The sequence below is a fragment of the Paenibacillus phyllosphaerae genome, assembly GCF_014192105.1.
GTDB classification, from domain to species: Bacteria; Bacillota; Bacilli; order Paenibacillales; family Paenibacillaceae; genus Paenibacillus_Z; species Paenibacillus_Z phyllosphaerae.
The window spans coordinates 261,130-280,701 of the sequence record NZ_JACHXK010000004.1 but is presented as its reverse complement, the minus strand read 5'-3'; the positions used below and the strand labels follow the sequence as shown (position 1 = coordinate 280,701).

General features: G+C 55.9%; 15 protein-coding genes. 13 read left to right on the top strand and 2 right to left on the bottom strand.

Annotated features, from left to right (window positions below):
* Positions 1-12: 12 nt before the first annotated feature.
* From FHS18_RS11485 to FHS18_RS11460, 6 genes are all read left to right on the top strand, one after another.
* Positions 13-2,823: a beta-galactosidase gene (locus FHS18_RS11485; protein WP_183600150.1), complete on the top strand. Its 2,811-nt coding sequence runs from the start codon at positions 13-15 to the stop codon at positions 2,821-2,823.
* Positions 2,824-2,945: 122 nt separating this feature from the next.
* Positions 2,946-3,815, top strand: a complete 870-nt coding sequence (locus FHS18_RS11480; protein WP_246427617.1) for an ABC transporter permease — start codon at positions 2,946-2,948, stop codon at positions 3,813-3,815.
* A 12-nt stretch (positions 3,816-3,827) separates the two neighbouring features.
* Positions 3,828-4,742, top strand: a complete 915-nt coding sequence (locus FHS18_RS11475; RefSeq protein ID WP_183600146.1) for a carbohydrate ABC transporter permease — start codon at positions 3,828-3,830, stop codon at positions 4,740-4,742.
* Between the two features lie 73 nt (positions 4,743-4,815).
* Positions 4,816-6,429, top strand: a complete 1,614-nt coding sequence (locus FHS18_RS11470) for an ABC transporter substrate-binding protein (RefSeq protein WP_183600144.1) — start codon at positions 4,816-4,818, stop codon at positions 6,427-6,429.
* 147 nt (positions 6,430-6,576) lie between these two features.
* Complete coding sequence (locus FHS18_RS11465) at positions 6,577-7,368, top strand: phosphotransferase (protein ID WP_183600142.1); 792 nt, start codon at positions 6,577-6,579, stop codon at positions 7,366-7,368.
* Positions 7,369-7,558: 190 nt separating this feature from the next.
* Positions 7,559-7,843, top strand: a complete 285-nt coding sequence (locus FHS18_RS11460) for a hypothetical protein (RefSeq protein ID WP_183600140.1) — start codon at positions 7,559-7,561, stop codon at positions 7,841-7,843.
* A 106-nt stretch (positions 7,844-7,949) separates the two neighbouring features.
* Here the strand turns inward: FHS18_RS11460 and FHS18_RS11455 are convergent, their stop codons facing one another.
* Complete coding sequence (locus FHS18_RS11455) at positions 7,950-8,810, bottom strand: LysR family transcriptional regulator (RefSeq protein ID WP_183600138.1); 861 nt, start codon at positions 8,808-8,810, stop codon at positions 7,950-7,952.
* Between the two features lie 126 nt (positions 8,811-8,936).
* Between FHS18_RS11455 and FHS18_RS11450 the strand changes: the two genes are divergently transcribed.
* From FHS18_RS11450 to FHS18_RS11440, 3 genes are all read left to right on the top strand, one after another.
* The gene (locus FHS18_RS11450; protein WP_183600136.1) at positions 8,937-9,848 is read left to right on the top strand and encodes a DMT family transporter; all 912 of its coding nucleotides are present in this window, start codon (positions 8,937-8,939) and stop codon (positions 9,846-9,848) included.
* Positions 9,845-10,585, top strand: a complete 741-nt coding sequence (locus FHS18_RS11445) for an SDR family NAD(P)-dependent oxidoreductase (protein ID WP_183600134.1) — start codon at positions 9,845-9,847, stop codon at positions 10,583-10,585. Before FHS18_RS11450 ends, FHS18_RS11445 begins: the two co-directional genes overlap by 4 nt.
* Before the next feature lie 394 nt (positions 10,586-10,979).
* A complete protein-coding gene (locus FHS18_RS11440; protein WP_183600132.1) occupies positions 10,980-12,521 on the top strand; it encodes an ABC-F family ATP-binding cassette domain-containing protein in 1,542 nt (513 codons plus the stop codon).
* A gap of 70 nt (positions 12,522-12,591) precedes the next feature.
* Here the strand turns inward: FHS18_RS11440 and FHS18_RS11435 are convergent, their stop codons facing one another.
* On the bottom strand, positions 12,592-14,265 hold the full coding sequence (locus FHS18_RS11435; RefSeq protein WP_183600130.1) for a PucR family transcriptional regulator: 1,674 nt from the start codon (positions 14,263-14,265) through the stop codon (positions 12,592-12,594).
* A gap of 194 nt (positions 14,266-14,459) precedes the next feature.
* Here FHS18_RS11435 and FHS18_RS11430 point away from each other — a divergent pair, with 194 nt between their 5' ends.
* The 4 genes from FHS18_RS11430 (at position 14,460) to FHS18_RS11415 (ending at position 19,567) form a co-directional block, all read left to right on the top strand.
* Positions 14,460-15,845: an amidohydrolase family protein gene (locus FHS18_RS11430; RefSeq protein ID WP_343060500.1), complete on the top strand. Its 1,386-nt coding sequence runs from the start codon at positions 14,460-14,462 to the stop codon at positions 15,843-15,845.
* Positions 15,846-15,869: 24 nt separating this feature from the next.
* Positions 15,870-16,994, top strand: coding sequence for an ABC transporter permease (locus FHS18_RS11425; protein ID WP_183600128.1), 1,125 nt, complete (start codon positions 15,870-15,872; stop codon positions 16,992-16,994).
* Between the two features lie 77 nt (positions 16,995-17,071).
* Positions 17,072-18,004: an ABC transporter permease gene (locus FHS18_RS11420; RefSeq protein WP_183600126.1), complete on the top strand. Its 933-nt coding sequence runs from the start codon at positions 17,072-17,074 to the stop codon at positions 18,002-18,004.
* Between the two features lie 90 nt (positions 18,005-18,094).
* Positions 18,095-19,567 (top strand): ABC transporter ATP-binding protein, encoded by a 1,473-nt coding sequence (locus tag FHS18_RS11415; RefSeq protein ID WP_343060499.1) that lies wholly within the window; start codon positions 18,095-18,097, stop codon positions 19,565-19,567.
* Positions 19,568-19,572: the final 5 nt, after the last annotated feature.

Below are 19,572 nucleotides of genomic sequence, written 5' to 3'. Positions count from 1 at the left end.
GGGGTAGCTCGTATGTCTACATCGGTTAACACAGAACCAGTTATTAATCTATCTGCCCAATCCATTCGCATCCAAGGCGAGCCGGTCCTCCTTATGAGCGCATCCCTGTTCTACTTCCGGATCCCGCATCAGCTGTGGCGAGAGCGAATGGAACAAGTAAAAGAAAGCGGATACAACTGCATCGATGTCTATTTTCCTTGGAACTACCATGAGCGCGAGGAAGGCAGCTGGGACTTTAAGGGACAGCGTGATGTGGCGGCATTCCTCCAATTGGCGCAGGAAGTTGGCTTATGGGTCGTAGCGCGGCCTGGCCCTTATATTTGCTCCGAATGGGATGGAGGCGCGCTGCCGGCGTATTTGTTCGCCAAGGATGAGGTTCAGATTCGGCAGAACGATCCGGCTTATCTGGCGCATGTATCTCGCTGGTTCGATCAAATTTTGCCGATTCTCAAAGCCTATGAGGTTGGAGCGGGCGGCACCGTCATCTGCGTTCAGCTCGACAACGAATTAGATTTCTTCGCGTGTGATGATCCGGAAGGTTATATCGGGGCGCTTCGGGATATGGCGATTGCCGGCAGCCTGACGATTCCTCTAATCGCTTGCGCGGGTCAAGGCGGACTATTCGAAGCATCCGGGCTCGCTGACGGCGTCATTCCGACATGTAATTTTTATCCGAATGACCGCGATCCGGAATTCGAGCATAAAGTGCGCGAATACCGCGACAGGCTGGCGAATCAAGATTATCCGCTGATGGTGACGGAGACGAACCGTTCGCATTACCTGCTGCGCCGTCTGCTATCGGCAGGGGCCAAACTGCTCGGTCCTTATCTGCAAGTGTCGGGCACGGATTTCGGTTTTACGAACGCGACGAACAACTGGGGTAAGCCTCTGGCATTCCTAACTTCCGATTACGACTTCCATGGGATGATCTCCCCTGAAGGGCATGTCCGGAAGGAAGCGTATGAAGGAAGGCTGCTTAGCCGGATTATCGATACGTATGGGCGAGCGATCGCGGAAGCGGCTCCCGTCACGGATGACACTTGGTCGTTACAGGCGGCGCAAGACAGCAAGTGGGTGTATGGACCCCATCTGCTAGCGCTTCAAGGCGGCGGTAAACTGATCTTCCTGACGAATGGCAGCGACGATGCGCAATCGGTTACGCTGGCTCACGATGCTCCTGAATCGGAATCGAAGCAGCTCGAGGTTAACCTGCCTGGTGGCCGTTCAATCATCGTGCCGACGGCAATCCCGCTTACATTGTGGGGCATGAAAGGCGAGCTTGTTCAAGCCGGAGCAGAACTATATGACGCCTTGGCGAACGAGTCCGGTGCGGTGCTCGCATTCCATAGCGCAACTTCGTTCGAGATTGAACTGGACATCAATGAGGTCGCGGCGATCGATACCGACTCCGCACAAGCCAATCGGGATCAGAATCGGATTCGAATCACACTGTCGCCAACAGAGGAGAAGGACAGCAGCGCGACGATTATGCTGCAGGATGGCCGCCGAATCATACTGGTCGGAACCACACTTGGGAAAGCGCTTTACTCAACAGGCATTGATGAAACCGGTTCCATTTACTCGTCGATCCCGGAAGCGTTGATCAGCCTGGAGTCCGAAGCAGACACTGATTGGAGGATAGCTGTCGGAGACGGGGCCGCATCTATGAGCGAAGGAACGGAGTCCGGTGAGGCGATCCGGACCGAACGTGCGGATTTTCTGGAGCGCAACGGAATTTATCGCGGTTATGCCTGGTATGAAGGCGTAGTCCCAAGCCTGGCGAAACCGGCGGAAGGATTGCTCGTGCACAGTGGAAGCGATGTCGTATCGCTCTACGCGGACGGGGAATATGCCGGAACGGTAACGCCTGGCGGCAGCAGTCGCTATGTGGCATTTGACGCACCGCGTTCTTTGTCAGCGCTTACCGCGCGAGTCGAGATTTGGGGGCATACGAATTTCGATGATTCGAGATTACCTGGCCTCAAGCTTCATGCCCTGAAGGGGATACAAGGCCTATCCGCCGTTTTGTCGAAGGTGAATCTTACGTCTAATTGGCGCTTCAAGCGGCAGGACGAAAGCGGGATGAGCGAAGCCGATGTCGGCCAGCTCGACGACAAAGATTGGGCAATCGTCAGCTTCGGAGGATGGCTCTCGCCGGCTAATCCGGCGCATGAGGTGCTCAGACGTTCCTACGTACCTTCATCGGAAGCTAGCAGCTTCATCGTTCAGTTCGACGGCGTGGAAGCAACCGGCCAGTTATTCGTGGATGGCCGCCTCGCCGGTTCGATCAACGAATTCGATCCATTCCTGGACATTACGAACCTGGTGCAGCCTGGCGTGCAGACGCAGCTGACGGTCGTATTGGAACGACCGCTTGGCCGTTCGGCAGGACGCGTCTTCGTCTACGAAACGGTGGAAGCGGGGAACTGGAGAATTACCGCAGCGGAGGAAGAGGGGCTGCTTGCACACGCGGCACAAGCGGAATCTTCAGCTGAGAAGGCCGCGTTCCCGCTGCAGCTTGGAAGCGGCGATGTGGCATGGCTGTATGGAACCGCGATCAATTCGGATTCGAAGAACGGATGGCGCGTGCATGTTGCGGGCGAGCATCTGAAGCTGACGGTATTCTTCGATGATACGATCGTCGGAAGACTATGGCTGCCCGGCGGCTTGGCAAGACCGGTGATGACGGGAGGAGATCCGTGCTCCTTCTACCTGCCGGGACCTTGGTTCAACCAGGAGGCCAGCCGTCTGTCCATCATGCTGGAGGCGATTGATCCGCAGACTCCGGGCGTACTGAGCAGCCTGACGTTCCGATCGGTATAACAACATGTGAAGGAGGGAGTTCGATGGCAACTGCTGTCAAAAGCCAAACAGCAGCGATCAGCACCGCGAAGCCGACGAGAAACAAGCTGAAGCGGTTCTGGAACAACAAAACGCTGCTGATTATGTGCATACCTGCCATTCTCTTTTTTATCGTATTCGCCTATCTCCCGATGCCGGGCTTGTACTTGGCCTTTATCAATTACAACTACTCGGACGGGATATTCAAGAGTGATTTCGTCGGACTGAAGAACTTTCAATTTCTTGTGCAGACCGGCGACTTGTGGCGCCTGACGTTCAACACCGTCGCTTACAACATCGCGTTCATCCTGCTCGGCAATATCTTGCAGATTGTCGTAGCGATCTTCCTGAACGAGCTTCGGGTCAAATGGTTCAAAAAAGTGTCGCAGACGCTCATGTTCCTGCCGCATTTTATCTCGGCCGTTCTGATCGGCCTAATCGCCTACAACGTGCTGAGCTACGATTACGGCCTGCTGAACTCGATTCTCGAATCGCTGGGCTACGATCCGCTCAAGACCTATTCGAACCCGGTGCTATGGCCGTTCATTATCATTCTGACGTTCCTCTGGCAATCGACCGGTTACGGCTCCATCGTCTATTTTGCGGCGATCATGGGTCTCGATAACGAGATCGTGGAAGCGGCGGAGATCGACGGCGCCAATGCGTTCCAACGCATTCGCTACATTATTCTGCCTTGGCTGAAGCCAACGTTCATCATCTTGCTGCTCTTCTCGCTCGGCGGCATTCTGAAAGGCAACTTCGGATTGTTCTTCAACTTGGTAGGCGCGAACAATACGGCACTCTATGCCAGCACGGATATTATCGAGACGTACGTATTCCGCTCGCTGATGACGAACTTCAACTTCTCCATGGGCAGCGCGGTCAGCCTGTATCAGTCCGTATTCGGCTTCATCGTGGTCATTACGGCGAACTGGCTCGTACGCAAGACGTCCCCAGAAAATTCTCTCTTCTAGGAGGTGCAAGCGATGGACGAAACAAATACGCATTCAGGCAGTATCCGGACGGATGCAAGCGGGATTGCGGTCAGATGGATCGGAACGATCTTCATTTCAATATTCTCGATCTGCTGTCTGCTCCCATTCTTGCTGGTGCTCGGCACCTCCTTTACGAGCGAGAATGCGATCAAGAAGTTCGGTTTCAACTTCTGGCCTCGCGAATTCAGTACATTCGCGTACGAGATCGTATTCGAGAATCCGCAGCTCATTATCGGCTCTTACGTCGTCACGATTCTGATCACGCTTGTCGGCACGGCGCTCGGCCTGTTCATCGTCGCGATGACCGGCTATGCGCTGCAGCGTCCGGACTTTGAATACCGGAACAAAATCTCGTTCTTTATCTACTTCACGACGCTGTTCTCCGGCGGACTTGTCCCGTTCTACCTGCTCATCACGCAATATCTGAGCCTGAAGGACAATTACCTTGCCGTCTTGCTGCCGGGGTTGCTCAGTCCGTTCCTCATTATTATGATGAAAAGCTTCGTCCGCTCCATTCCGCATGCCATTACGGAATCGGCGAAGATCGACGGCGCAGGCGACTTTACCATTTTCATACGGCTGATTCTGCCGATGACGACGCCGGCACTTGCCACGATCGGATTGTTCATTGCCCTTGGCTATTGGAATGAATGGTATAACTCCATGCTGTTCCTGTCGGCGGATATGAAATACCGTCCGCTGCAGTTGTTCTTGTACAACGTTATTACGAGCGCGGATTATGTCCGCAACTCGGCCGCTTCATCCAATGTCGCGCTGCGGGATGTGCCGTTGGAATCGATGAAGATGGCTACCGCCATTGTCGCGACAGGTCCTGTCATTTTGTTCTATCCGTTCGTCCAGCGCTATTTTATCAAAGGTATTACGGTAGGCGCTGTTAAGGGCTGATGTGCAGAGAGCCTCAATGAGGCTCTTCACATAGCAACACTAATGAGATACGAAAACAGGGGAGGCAGTACACATGTCCAAGTTCAAAAAAGTCACCGCATTGTTGATGGCAACGACGATGCTCTTCGGTCTGACTGCGTGTTCCGGCAACAACAATGGCAACAATGGAAGCGCTAGTACAAATACGGGCACGAAGACGAACGACGGCGGCACTACGACAGGGACGGATGAAGGCAATGGCGTCGACACGTCCAAGTTCGTCAAGATCAGCTACGTGGTACTTGGCGACAAGCCGAAGAACGGCCAGTTCGAGAAAGTCATGGAGAAAGTCAACGTTATCATGAAAGAGAAAATCAATGCCGAGCTGGAATGGAAATGGGTGGAATGGGCCGACTGGCAAACCAAATATAACCTGCTGCTCGCATCCGGCGAGGCGATCGATCTGATTACGATCGGTACCGACTGGCTGGATACATGGGGCAACGCGCAGCGCGGCGCTTTCATGAATCTCGACGAGCTGCTGCCGAAATATGCGCCGGAAACGTTCAAATCCATTCCGGAAGAAGATTGGGCGCAAAGCAAATACAACGGCAAGATCGTCCTCATTCCAGAGAACGATTACACGCAATGGGTTAACCACGGCTTCTTCTACCGCGGCGACTGGGCGAAGGAAGCGGGTCTGACCGAACCGATCAAGAACTGGGAAGAAATCGGTCAATACCTGCAATACGTGAAGGATAACAAAGAAGGCGTTATTCCTTGGGATGCGGCTTCCGGCGCTCAAACATGGGGCGGCTATGTGCAATCGAATACCGACAACCTGGAGCTTCCGATCTCGACAGGCTTCCTGCCGGTCTTCGCAGCTAAGTCGTTCGACGAGAAATACACGGTTACAAGCCCGATCTTCGAAGACACATTCCTGAACTATGCAACGATGATGAAAGAGTGGGGCGACAAAGGCTTCTGGCGCGAAGATGCGCTTAACAACAAGAACGACAACCGCGTAGCGCTGAAGGCGGGGCTGTCCGGTATGGATCAGCACCATACCCAAACATTCTCCGGTCTGCGCGTCGAAATGGATAGAGAACAACCAGGCTCCGACCTGCAAATGTTCCCGTTCGCCCGTACTCGCGGCACGAACCTGATGGAGCTGTCGATCACGCATGGCGGTACATCGGTAGGCGCACACAGCAAAAATCCGGAGCGCGCGCTCATGGCGTACGACCTGATCCGCAACAACGAAGAAGTGTACCATCTGCTTAACTACGGTCTCGAAGGCGTTCAGTACGAAATCAAGGATGGCAAGCGTGCACGTCCGGCAGGCTATAACGAGGCGGACGACAACTTCTACTCCGACTTCTGGGGCGGCCGCGTAGACAAATTCGAGATTCCAAGCGAAACGACATGGGATCAAATCGAAGAAACGTACTATGCCGAGTATGACAAAATCAAAAAGCCTTACGTCTACGGCCAATTTGTCTTCGATAAAACGCCTGTAGAAGCAGAGCTTACAGCCGTGTCGCAGGTTGCGGGCGAACTTGGCCCGGCAATCACGTTCGGTAAAGCAGGCGACCCAGCCAAAGCGGTCGAAGAATTCCGCAACAAGCTGAAAACAGCAGGCTACGATAAAGTACTCGCGGAGCTGCAAAAGCAAATGGACGCGTACAAAGCGCAAATGGGCGAGTAATAGACGAACATACAAGCGAGCAGTACCTGGCATGAGCTGGGTGCTGCTCGCTTTGCTGTGGAAACAAATGGATGGTGCTGGTGCAGCATGGTAGAATGAATCCATCGTAAGTGAACTACACGGGAGAACGAAGAGGAGGAATAACCTGTGACCATCGGTGAACTTGTGGGCAGAGGAAGAACGGCGGACGTCTACGCATGGGGAAGGCATGAAGTGGTCAAGCTGTTCCACGTTCGCCATCATGCGGAGGAAGAAGCCAGGAACATTGAAGCGGTAATGGCGCTGGGCGTACGCACGCCGAAGATGAGCCGGATCATCGAACATGAAGACCGGGCAGGCATCGTGATGGAACGCGTGAACGGCCATACGTTGCTGCAGCAACTGATGCAAGCATCGAGCGCTGAAGAAGTTTTGTTTTGCGCGCGCATCATGGCTCAGGTGCATGCCGGTCTCCATCAAGCGGAGACTGCCCATCAGCCGAACTTGAAGCAGCAGCTGGCAGGACGGATTCGGTATACGCCGCATCTGTCGGAACAGCAGAACCAAGCGGTTATCGATCAACTGGATACGCTGGAAGATGCGCGGTATTTGTGCCACTACGATCTGCATCCGGATAATATCCTTATCACCACGGACGGACCTGTCGTCATCGACTGGGCGAATGCGCTTATTGGCGATCGGCATGCCGATCTTGCGCGTACCTCCATGCTGCTTACTTCGCACGCGGAACCGCCGGGCGTCACGGAGTCGGTGAACCGGCAGGCACGATTGCTGTTTCATCAAACGTATCTGGATGAATACCGGAAGCTGTGCCCGATTGATGAGGAACTCCTGATCGGTTGGCGACTTCCGACCCTTGGCGCGCGGCTTGTCGAGGTGGAGGGGAATGAGCTGGATGAGATGCTGAGGCTCGTCTCCGAACGTTTGTTGAAAGTCTGAACGTACGCACCCCTCTGAAGGTCGGGTGCTGTCAGCATGATCGTGCATTGTGATTTTGTAACAACTTGTACATCTTTTTGTCATCAAATTTTAATAGTGGTACCGTCAGGATTTTACAAAAACTGCATGTAAGCGGTGTTATACTTAACTTACGCTTAGGGAGCTAGGCGGATATCGGGAGGGATATGCTATGAGCGAGAACGAAGAAGTCGTTGTATCGGCGTCCGAAGAAGTAGAAGAAGAGGTCGCTGTAGAAGCAACAGAAGAAGAATCAGTGGAACAAGAAGAGGTCGCAGAAGAAGCGGCGCAAGAAGCTGAAGCGGCAGCCGAAGAAATCGCCGCGGATTTGGAAGCGGTTACAGAGGAGGAAGCCGAAGAGGCATCCGACGCTGACGAGGAAGAGGCGGCTGATGAAGAAGCTGCCGAAGAAGAAGAAGAGGCCGAGGCGGAACCAGAAGAAGAACCAGCGGACTAATACTCGTCTCAATCCCTTCTCCCAAGCAAGATCCCATTCTACACATCGAAGAGAGCCCCATCTGCATGATGGCGACTCTCTTTTTTTATTGGTCATGAACCTTGCGTTAAGCTTGCACGGCAAGTTCACGGATGAATGCCTGCAAGGCACTGCTTTGGAACGAGTCCTTGCGCGTGATGAAATTCGTCCGCATGTACGTAGGCTCAGCGCTCAGCGGGAATGAGGCGATCGTCCCATCCGCGGTATGGTGATCGAGCAGCGACTTCGGCATCAGCGAGATTCCAAGGCCCGCGCTAACGCCTCCGATGATCGCCTCAAGGGTGCCGAACTCCATCAAGACAGGATTCATGATGCCTTTGTCCCGTATCCACTGTTCGAGAATTGTCCGGTACGAGCAGCCGGGAGTAAAAACGATGATCGGCTTGCCGAGCAGTTGCTCTTGATCCTCATTGGGTGATGCGGCGGCGGCAATGACCATCTCCTCCACGAAGACAGACAGTACCGCGAGCTCAGGATGGTCGCAATCCGCGCTAATGAATGCCCCATCTAGCTCGAATTGCAGGACGCCGTCGATTAGCTTCTGCGTATGCCCCGTCGTTACCGACAGCAGCACTTGCGGATGCAGCTTATGATAGTGGGTGAGCAGCTTGGGCAGACGAACGGCCGCTGCCGTCTGCGTGGAACCGATCCGAAGCGGTCCGCCGGGCTCATCCGAAGCGGAGAGCGCTCTTGCAGCCTCATCGAGCAAGCCGATAACTTTGTCCGCATAGCCTAATAGCATGCTGCCGCTGGCCGATAATGACATCCCCCGGTTATGACGCACGAAGAGCTGTGTCCCCAGCTCTTGCTCCAGTTGTTGAATGCGTGAAGTTACGTTCGACTGGACATACCCGAGACGCTGTGCCGCTCTCGTAATGGTTCCTTCTCTGGCAACCGTCTGAAATACGCGCAAATCCCCGCTCTCCATTCTCATGCCCCCTCCGTCGATCTTGGTATTAAGAAATCTGATGGCAACTATCAATATCAATCATTATACAGAAAACCAACCCTCCGCTACAATAAGGTCATCACATAGAGAGCTGGTGGATGGAGCATGAGTAAGAAGCTATATGTCGGTTTAATCATCGCGACGACTTTCATGATGGGCATAGCTTTCCCCGTTGGCAAAATCGGACTGCACTATGCGCCGCCATTCTTGCTGATGGGCGTTCGCTTCGTCATCGCCGGCGGGCTGCTAGCTTGGTTCGCGCGAAGTAAACCGCAGCCGAAGGGAGGCCGCCAATGGTTGCACATCGCCCTGATCGGATTGTTCCAATCGGCGGGCGTGATGGGATGTGCCTACTACAGCATGAGATGGATTACATCCGGCGAGTCGGCGATTATTACGAGCATGAATCCACTGCTTGTCATTATTATCGGTACTTTGTTCATGGGCGCTTCTTATCGGGCCGTGCAGTGGTTCGGCGTGGCGATCGGTTTCGTCGGCGTTGCCGTCTCATTCGGCCTGCATGTAGGGGTTAATCCCGGCAGTTTGTTAGGTTTGGCAGGCGCTCTGTGCTTTGCTACTGCTACGCTTCTATATAAGCGGTGGGGCGCTGCGTTGGACAGGTCGGTCTTGGCGGGGTATCAAATGCTGTTCGGCGGTGCAGCGCTCCTTCTTCTGAGCATGCTTACGGAGACGCCGCGCTGGGACTTCAATCTAAGCTCGATTGCCGTCCTGTTCACGTTGGTCGCGATATGCTCAATCGCGCAATTTACGCTGTGGTACCGTCTGCTGGCAAGCAGCGATCCGGCCAAGACAAGCGCCTTCTTATTCCTTGTCCCGTTATTCGGCGTCCTCTCCAGCTGGCTGCTGCTGAACGAGCAGCTGCATTGGTATGTCGGGCTTGGCGGTGCCTTGATCTGCGGCGGCATTTTCCTCGTCAACTGGGAAGGGAAGCGCGGCACTATTAGCGTCCACACATCGGCAACGCATATGCACGTTAAAGGAGGAAGTACATTATGAGTCAACAACAAAAAGTAGTTTTAGTCACGGGTGGGGGAACAGGGATCGGAAGAGCCGTCAGCCTTGAACTGGCAAGGCGCGGCGCATGCGTCGTCGTCAATTACGCCCGATCTCGATCCGAAGCGGAAGAAACCGCGACCATGATTCGGGACGCGGGCGGTGAAGCCTTGGCGATCCAAGCGGACGTGGCGGATGACGCAGCCGTCCGGGACATGATCGCAAGGACGATCGAAGCCTACGGCAGACTGGATTGGCTGGTCAATAATGCCGGTATCACGCGCCATATTCCGCTCAATGACCTCGAGTCCGTGACGGATGACGTATGGGAGGAGCTGATCGGCGTGAACGTCAAAGGCATGTTCCATTGCGCTCGCGCCGCAGCGCCATACCTGAAGCAAAGCGAGGCCGGGGCCATCGTCAATCTCGGCAGCATCGCGGGCTCCACGGGGTTAGGATCATCCTTGCCCTACGCGGTATCCAAGTCCGCTGTACATGGGTTGACGAAGTCGCTCGCCCGCGCAATGGCGCCCGAAGTGCGCGTCAATTGCATCGCGCCGGGAGCGGTCGAGACAAGATGGTGGAGCGGACGCGAAGCGCAAATGCGGAAGCTTGGCGGACACCTGCCGCTGCAGCGCGTATCGACGGCAGAGGAGATCGCAGCGATGATCGCCGCGGTTCTCGAGCAGCCGGCAATTACCGGCCAGACGATCACCGTGGACAGCGGCCAGACGATGTGATTTAGATTCCTGAAATTGACAATTTAGTTTGTCCGATGGTATGCTCGTAGAGGTTCTATATCGTTAATGAGGAGGAAAGGTATGTTCTTTTTATCGACTGTTCTTGTACGGAAATTGGCTTAGACGGGATACGTCTGCCCATTTGAGGGTTAACGAGCCAACCGAAGAACAGGAGATACAGAACACGATGCCTTTCATGCCAATATCGGTCCGCGCGGCCAAGGGCAGGGTGTGTTCACCTTGCCCTTTTTGCATTTTCCTATCATTCTGAAGCATCCTTGACTAACATGGGGCTTCGATTGTGCGGAAAACATAACCGAATAGCAATGTGTTCTACTTCCTTCTCTCTTCGGTTGGCTTTCGATTCGGAAAGCAAATAAAGGAGAGAGATACCATGAGTTTGTTACAGGTCGAACAACTGAGCCATACGTATGGCGATAAAACGATTTTTCACCAAGCGAGTTTCCGGCTTCTGAGAGGGGAGCATATCGGTCTCGTCGGCAGTAACGGAGCGGGCAAATCCACCTTGCTGCGCATCTTGGCAGGGGAGCTCATTGCCGATGCGGGGAAGTTGGAATGGCAGGCGCAGCTTACGATCGGTTACCTGCAGCAGCATCTCGGGCTGCTGCCGGGCCATTCGATCAAGCAGGTGCTGCAGAGCGCCTTCTCTTCGCTATACCGCATGGAAGAGCGCCTCTTGACGATCGCCGAAGAGATGACCGCCGCCGGCGGCGACCGGCTCGAGCGTCTGCTCGCCCAATACGGAGAGCTGCAGCAGCGGCTGGAAGATAGCGGTTTTTATGAAATCGAGACGCATATGGCGGAAGTGGCGCATGGTCTCGGCCTGCTCGAGCTCGGGCCCGAACGGGATGTGGCGGCATTGAGCGGCGGACAGAGGACGAAGCTGTTACTCGCGAAGCTGCTGCTGGAGCAGCCGGATGTGCTGCTGCTCGACGAGCCGACGAACTTTCTCGACGATGCGCATATCGAATGGCTGATCGGCTATCTGAAGAGCTATGAACAGGCGTATCTCGTCATCTCGCATGACGAGCATTTTCTCAATGAGGTCACGACCGCGATTCTCCATGTCGACCAGCACGCCATTAGGCGCTATGCCGGCAATTATGAAGCGTTCAGGCGGACCTTCGATCTGGGACGGGAGCAGCTGCAGAGCGCTTATGACCGGCAGCAGAAGGAAATTCAGAAGCTGGAAAGTTTCATTCAGAAGAATAAGGTCCGCAATGCGAAGCAAGCCAAGAGCCGGGAGAAGATGCTGGGCCGGCTGTCGATCATCGAGAAACCGGCGCAAGGGCCGCCGCCTCGGTTCCGGTTCCATGTGCATGCCGAACCTGTCCCTCAGGTACTGCAAGCGAATCGGATCGAGGTCGGGTATACGACTCCATTGTTCAAGCCGGTCGATCTGCGAGTCGCGCGCGGAGCCAAAATCGCCATTACCGGCTATAACGGCATCGGCAAATCGACGATGCTGAAGACGCTGCTCGGCGAGTTGCCGCCGCTTGGTGGTACGGTTAAGCGGGGTGAACGCGTGCAAGGGGCGTATTTTGCCCAAGAGACGGTACCTCCCGTCTGCACGCCGTTCGATCACCTGGCCACCTTAAGGCCGGATCTGACGAATAAGGATCTGCGCCGGTTGCTCGCGAGTGCGGGCCTGAACGAACAGCACATCAGACAGCCGGTCGCTTCATTAAGCGGCGGGGAGCAGGCAAAGGTGAGATTGTGCGAGCTGATGGCAGCCAAGAGCAATATGCTGCTCCTGGATGAACCGACGAATCATCTGGACGCAAGGGCCAAGGAAGCCCTTCGCGAAGCGCTCATCCGCTATGAGGGCACGATCATCTTGGTCTCGCACGAACCGTCCTTCTACGAGGATTGGGTGACGCAGGTGTGGCGGGTGCAAGAGTGGGGGCGGGCATAAGCCTGTAAGTTACGATATAACGCGTGCCATAAAACCAAGGTCAGGGTCATCCTGCCTTGGTTTTATTTTTTTAAACCGGCTCATCCTCCGTAAACGCCAGTCCAAGCACATCCGCCATCTGGAACGCGACGCGGAAACGGAGGCTGTCCGAGATCGAGCGCAGCGATCTGCCGGTCAGCTGCTCGCATTTCTCCAACCGGTAGATGACGGTGTTGCGATGGACGAACAGCTGCTTGGCGGTATCGGCAATATGGCAGTGATGGTCATAGTAGGCGCGCAGCGTCCGCTGGAGCTCCCGTCTCTCCCGCGTGTCGAGCTGCAGCAGTCCGCGGAACGTATCGTGGATGAACTCCGTCATGTCCGCGGGAGGCAGCAGCCGAAGCAGGTCGCCGAATTCCTTCACATGGAAGAATTGCACGAATCGCCTCTTCTTGCTGTTATAACCGGTCTGGAGAGCGTCCTGCGATTCGCCGTACGACTTGGGCAGCTTCGTCAGCCGGTCGGCCGCATTGCCGATTCCGATCGATATCGAGACGCCGTGCGCCGTCCAGATCGTCTCCGCCAGATGGTGCAGCTGCGCCTCCAGCACGCGTTCGGCTTCCTCCGATTGTTCCGCTGTTGCTTCCTGCGGCAGCAGCATGACAAGTCCGTCTTGCTTCACGAACATGAGGAAGGCGAGCCCCTCGACTCTTGCTTGCTGCTTCACGATATCGTACAGCTGTTCTTTCTCAAGCTCGGCGGGCTTGTTATCGCGATAGGGCTTTTCCAACAGCGCCGGATCCTTCTTGATGCTGGCGCACAGATAAGGCGTACTTTCCTTCAGCCCGTATTTGCGCCCACGATGCAGAATTTCCTGCTCCGTCGTCACGAGCCCGTCGATGACATCGGAGAAAAAGTCATACTTGTACCGCCGCGAGCGCTCCTTCACCGCCTGCTGTTTCAACAATTCGAAGCTGATGACATTGACGGCCTGCTCGACCGTCAAGTAGACGAGCGAATCCTCCTGCGCATTGTTCGTGAAGGCGAGCAAATAACCTTGAGGCTGATAGGTCTGCACCGGATAACAGGCGAGATGGGAGTAAGGCAGCTTATCCGAGGCGAGCAGCGGGATCGTGACCGGCTTTTGCTCCGGTAAGCGCGACGGGAGATGGGATTTCAATACATGGATGGTCTGGCGATATTCCGCTTGTTCAAAATGATGCGATTGCGCGAGGCTATTCGCGGCCGAGTCGATCAACAGCACGGGCAGACCGAGCAGGTTGGACAGCGCCTCCATCATCTGCTGCAGGCTTTTGCCCTCCAGTATAATGTCTGACAACTTCCGGTGACTCTCCAGCGCATGGCGCATCTCGTGCGTCCGGAACTCCATAATCCGGCCGAGCAGCTGATGTAGCGCTTCGGCGATCGAGCAATCGAGCGACAATTCCAGCAGCGGGACGTGCAGACGGTCCGCGACCTCCTTCACGTGATCGGGGATGCGGTCGATGTAACGTTTGGTCTTGATGCCGATCCCCGCACAATTCTGCGCCGCCATCTCGGTTACGAGTTTGACCAGAATATCGGGTTGGTCCTTGATCGCATAAGCGGTCGTCAGGACGAGCTCGTGGGGCCGCAGATAGTCGAATATATCCGGGGAATCCATCATGTTCACCGAGTGGACGGTCCGTTTCAGTCCGCTTGCGCCGGCGGTTACTCGCGTATTCTTGAGCATCGGGATTTCCAGCAAGTCTGCCAGGATCATCATTACACCTCCGACATATAGATGACGTCGCATGTCAAATATACCTAGATGAAGCTGAAGTCATTGGTTAAGTTAGCTAAAGTTTAGAATTCTTTTCATCTACTATAGCCAATGACAGTATCGCGATCAATCCCTTATGATGAAAAAAACGAATCAAGTGTCATATTACCTGACATAATGGGAGCGGGGCGAAGACGGTGAGCACAACATTAATTTACAATGGCGTCGTCCTCACGATGGATGCAGACCGCCAGGTGTACCATCCGGGATATATTCGTATCGAACAAGAGCGTATCGCCGAGGTGGGACCTTGGCATTCCGGCGCAGAGAACCAAGCTATGATCGACAAGGCGGATCGCGTGATAGATGCGAAGGGCATGGCGGTCATGCCCGGCCTGATCAACGGCCATACCCATTTGTTCCAGACGTTCCTGCGCGGCGTATCGGACGACATGAAGCTGTCGGATTGGCTGCGTCAGATCATTTGGCCGGGGTCGCTGGCGATGGAGGCGGAAGATTTCTATCTGGCGGCGCTCATCGGCTGCATCGAGAATTTGAAATCCGGCGCGACTTACATTATGGATCATCATTACGTTCATACGGATACCGCGAACACCGACGGCGTGCTGAAAGCCATGATGGCTACCGGCATTCGCGGCCAGCTGGCCAGAGGCGGCGTGGACCTGAGCTACGAGCCGCGGCTGCGCGAAACGGAGGAAGAGATCTTCAGCCGAACGGAAGCGCTCTTGGACAGCTGGCAGGGAGAAGCTTCGGGGAGAATCGAGATCGGCATGGGGCCGCTTAATCTGTACGGCTGCTCATGGGGATTCCTTGAGAAAGCGGCCCAATTCAGCCAGGACCGCAAGCTGATCACGCACATTCACGTGGCGGAGACGAGCGACCAGATCGATAATACGCTTGGCCGCTTCGGCCTGCGCAATCTGGAAGTCGTCGAGGCGGTAGGTTTGCTCGGTCCGCGCACGCAGGTCGTGCACGGCATCTGGCTCGATGACAGCGAGCTTGAGCTGTTGGCGAAAAACCAGGCCTCGGTCATTCATTGCCCGGTCTCCAACATGTATTTGGCTTCCGGCGTTGCGCGGGTGCCGGAGATGCGCCGCATGGGGATCAACGTGGCGCTCGGTACCGACGGTCCAGGCAGCAACAATTGTCAGGACAATCTCGAGGTGCTGAAGTTCACGGCTTGCCTGCACAAGGTCAATCAGCTGGACTCGACCCTGTTACCTCCGATGGAAGTGCTCGAGATGGCGACGCTTGGCGGCGCTAAGGCGATGGGGAGAGAAACGGAGCTCGGTTCGATCGAACAAGGGAAGCTGGCCGATATCGTCATCATCGATATGCAGAAGGCGCATATCGCGCCGATCCACCGCTATTCGTCGGCACTTGTCTATAATGCCAATGGCAACGATGTCCACACGGTGTTGGTCCATGGGCGGGTCGTTGTAGAGAAGGGGCGATGCACCTTGATCGATGAGGAAGAGATCATCCGCCGGGCGCAAGCCAGAGTGGACGCGATGCGTGAGCGGCTCTCGCAGCATTATCCGGTATTCCGCATTCGAGACTAGATCGCCGATAAGGGGGAGAAGGCTATGCCCGGTAACAAACTCGCGGCGCGAGCCGTAACGGTATCGATCGAAACGTTGTTCTACCTCATTGCGATTGCGGTGTCGCTGCTTGCCGGGGCGCTGGTGATGGCGGCGGCCGGCGTATCACCCTGGGAGGCCTACCAGCTGATCTGGAAAGGAGCGGCAGGCAGCAGCGGTGCTCTTAAGGAAACGCTGGTTAAGGCGACGCCCTTGCTGTTCGCCGGATTAAGCTATACCTTCGCTTACCGGTGCGGGCTGTTCAACATCGGAGCGGAAGGGCAGATCTATATCGGAGCGCTTATGGGAACGATGTCCGCGCTTCTGCTGCCTTCCATGCCAATCTATATTCATCTGCCTCTGGCACTCTTCTGTGGATTACTGGGCGGCGCGCTATGGGGCGGCATCGCTGGAGCCTTGAAAGTCGGCCGGGGTGCTAGCGAAATCATCAATACGATCATGCTCAACTATGTCGCGATCTTCCTGATTAGTTATATGGTCACAGGGCCGATGAAGGAAGCGGGCGGCAGCCTGCCGCAATCCGCTAGCCTTCCGGATAGTGCAGTCCTCCCTCAGTTGTTAGGATCCCGGCTACACTACGGCTTCTTCCTCGCCATCCTGACGGCAATCATCATCTATTGGGTACTGGAGCGGACGACGTGGGGCTACCAGATCCGGTCAGCGGGCTATAACAAGCGCGCAGCCGAAGTGATGGGCATGCCGGTCAAGCGCAATATGCTGCTCGTCATGATGGTCAGCGGATCCCTCGCAGGACTTGGCGGCTATGTGGAGATTGCGGGCGTGCAGCACAGGCTGATGCAGAATTTCTCGCCTGGTTTCGGTTATGACGGTATTGCCGTTGCTCTGCTCGGCAATACCCATCCGATCGGCAACGTGCTCTCGGCGCTGCTCTTCGGCGGCATGCGCAGCGGTGCCAATGCGATGCAGCGGGTAACGGGGGCTTCGACCTCGCTGGTGTACGTCATCCAAGCGATCATGATCATTGTGATGGTATGCAACCGATACTGGCTTGGCGGAACGAAGAAGAGGCTGCGGGAATGGCTCATCCGGAAGTTGGATAAGACAACGGGCACGATAGAGGCCGGCGCCGCCGGTTCGCTTGAAATATAGGAATTCGGAATGAAGCGCGCTGCACCATCAAAGACGGCGAAAGCCGTTTCACCTTGATCAGATTGGAGGCCGATAAGATGGAAGCGGAGATGTGGGTAAGCTATGCGGCTGCGGCGATCAGGCTTTCCGTTCCGCTCATGATCGCGGGACTTGCGATCCTGTTCATGTCGCGCAGCGGAATTCTCAATATCGGCATGGAAGGCATGATGCTGATAGGCTCGCTCAGCGGCGTCCTAGGGGCTTATTACACGGGCAATGTATGGGGCGGCGTGTTGACCGCGATGGCTGTCTGCGGCGTGGTCGGCCTGATGTTCGGCTTCCTCGTCATAACGACCGGGGCGGACCAGGTCATCATCGGCACCGCGATGAATCTGCTGGGCCTTGGATTGACGACGGTATTCGGCCGCAGCTTGCTCGGCATGGGGACGGAGGCGGTACAGGTGGATTCCATCCCCGTCATTCGGATTCCGCTGCTCGCCGATATTCCATGGATCGGGCCGGCGTTGTTCGAGCAGAATACGCTCACTTACATGGCCTTGCTGCTTGTCCCGGCCGTTAGCCTGCTCTTATACCGGACGCAATGGGGATTGCAGGTGAGGGCCGTGGGCGAGAACCCGCTTGCAACAGACACGCTCGGCGTGAAGGTACACCGAATTCGTTACATGTGCTGCATCATCGGAGGGATGCTCGCCGGCGTGGCAGGAAGCGCATTGTCGCTCGGCATCTTGAACCAGTTCACGGAGAACATGGTCGCGGGAAGAGGTTTCATTGCCTTATCCGCCGTCATCTTCGGCAGATGGACGCCGACCGGCACGATGATGGCTTCGCTGCTATTCGGCGGTGCGGATGCGCTTCAGCTTCGTTTTCAGAATATTGCGATTCCTTACCAGTTCATGTTGATGTTCCCCTACGTACTGACGATGGCGGCGCTCGCCTGGTTCTCCGGCAAAGCCAAGCAGCCTGCCGCGACGGGCTTGTCCTACAAAAGCGCAGCCGATCGTCATGCTTAATCCGGATTTTCCTTATCACGGCAGGAGGTGGCCGACATATCTGAATCAATCAAGTCTAGTCAAGGGTTCCTATTGGAGACGCGTAATCTGGTGAAACGGTTCGGCTCTTTCGTGGCGAACGACCGGCTCAATCTGCAGATCGGGAAAGGCGAAATACACGCGATACTCGGCGAGAACGGAGCGGGGAAGAGCACGCTGATGAATATGCTGTCCGGCTTGCTGACGCCGGACGAAGGCGAGATCATCTACAAAGGCCGGCCGGTCCGGTTCGGCTCCCCGCGCGAAGCGATGGAGAGCGGGATCGGCATGGTGCACCAGCATTTCATGCTCATCCCGGCATTAACGGTGGCCGAGAACGTCATTCTGGGCATGAAGCAGGGAAGCGGCCCTTGGTACCGCCATACCAAAGCGTGCGAGGATATTAAGCGAATCTCGCATAGTTTCGGGCTCGACGTGGATCCCGAGAAACGGGTAAGCGAGCTGTCCGTCGGCCAACAGCAGCGGGTCGAGATCGTGAAGACGCTGTACCGAGGCGCGGAATTCATCATTATGGATGAGCCGACAGCCGTACTGACCCCGCCCGAGGTTGAGGATCTGTTCCGCGTGCTGAGGTCGCTTAAGGCGCAGGGCAAGACGATCGTGTTCATCAGCCACAAGCTGAAGGAAGTCGAAGCCATCTGCGACCGGGTAACGGTGCTGCGTGCCGGACAGCTCGCCGCTTCATCGGCGATGACGGATTCGAACGCCGCGGAGCTTGCCCGGGTCATGGTCGGCCGGGATATTGCGCCGCCGGCAGCTAGGCCGCCGTTGGAGGGCCGAGCCGAACTGCTTTCAGTGAGCGGACTTTCATGCAGATTAAGCGGGGTGCAAGTGCTCCAGGATCTATCGCTTGATCTGAGAGAAGGCGAGATTCTCGGCATCGCCGGCGTGGACGGCAATGGCCAAAGGGAACTGTGCGAAGCGCTGATGGGACTTAGCGCCGGTCAGGTGAGCGGCTCGATCCGCGTCCGCGGCGAACCGGTCGCGAAGCCCCATCCACGGGCGATGACGGAAGCAGGCGTCGGGTATATTCCGGAAGACCGGCACCGCGAAGGATTGATGCTGCCGATGAGCATCGGCGAGAATCTGATCGCCAAGGAGTACCGGAAGCCGACGTTCAGCCGATGGTTCACGCTAAGCCGCAAGCGAATCCGCCAAGCGGCGAAGGCGGCGGTCGAGGATTACCGGATCAAGACGCCGTCGATCGACCACGCCGTTAGCAAGCTGTCCGGAGGTAACCAGCAGAAGGTCATTCTAGCCCGCGAGCTGATGCTTAGACCCAAAGTGCTGCTCGCCATGCAGCCGACGCGCGGCATGGATGTCGGAGCCGCGGATGACGTGCATCAGCGGTTGCTGGCGGAACGCAAGGACGGCTGCGGAATTCTGCTCGTCTCCACGGAGCTCGAAGAGGTGTTCGCGTTAGCTGACCGGATCGCCGTCATGTATAAAGGCCGGATCGTCCATACGGTTGACCGTGCGGAGGCGGATATGGAGCTAATCGGATTGCGCATGGCAGGGCTGTAACCAAC

What these genes read in the sequence shown, in the direction of transcription:
- FHS18_RS11440 (WP_183600132.1), top strand. Translation starts at nt 10,980, where the DNA reads ATGAGTTTGTTACAGGTCGAACAACTGAGCCATACGTATGGCGATAAA.
- FHS18_RS11455 (WP_183600138.1), bottom strand. Translation starts at nt 8,810, where the DNA reads ATGGAGAGCGGGGATTTGCGCGTATTTCAGACGGTTGCCAGAGAAGGA.
- FHS18_RS11480 (WP_246427617.1), top strand. Translation starts at nt 2,946, where the DNA reads ATGTGCATACCTGCCATTCTCTTTTTTATCGTATTCGCCTATCTCCCG.
- FHS18_RS11420 (WP_183600126.1), top strand. Translation starts at nt 17,072, where the DNA reads ATGGAAGCGGAGATGTGGGTAAGCTATGCGGCTGCGGCGATCAGGCTT.
- FHS18_RS11425 (WP_183600128.1), top strand. Translation starts at nt 15,870, where the DNA reads ATGCCCGGTAACAAACTCGCGGCGCGAGCCGTAACGGTATCGATCGAA.
- FHS18_RS11445 (WP_183600134.1), top strand. Translation starts at nt 9,845, where the DNA reads ATGAGTCAACAACAAAAAGTAGTTTTAGTCACGGGTGGGGGAACAGGG.
- FHS18_RS11470 (WP_183600144.1), top strand. Translation starts at nt 4,816, where the DNA reads ATGTCCAAGTTCAAAAAAGTCACCGCATTGTTGATGGCAACGACGATG.
- FHS18_RS11460 (WP_183600140.1), top strand. Translation starts at nt 7,559, where the DNA reads ATGAGCGAGAACGAAGAAGTCGTTGTATCGGCGTCCGAAGAAGTAGAA.
- FHS18_RS11485 (WP_183600150.1), top strand. Translation starts at nt 13, where the DNA reads ATGTCTACATCGGTTAACACAGAACCAGTTATTAATCTATCTGCCCAA.
- FHS18_RS11475 (WP_183600146.1), top strand. Translation starts at nt 3,828, where the DNA reads ATGGACGAAACAAATACGCATTCAGGCAGTATCCGGACGGATGCAAGC.
- FHS18_RS11435 (WP_183600130.1), bottom strand. Translation starts at nt 14,265, where the DNA reads ATGATGATCCTGGCAGACTTGCTGGAAATCCCGATGCTCAAGAATACG.
- FHS18_RS11450 (WP_183600136.1), top strand. Translation starts at nt 8,937, where the DNA reads ATGAGTAAGAAGCTATATGTCGGTTTAATCATCGCGACGACTTTCATG.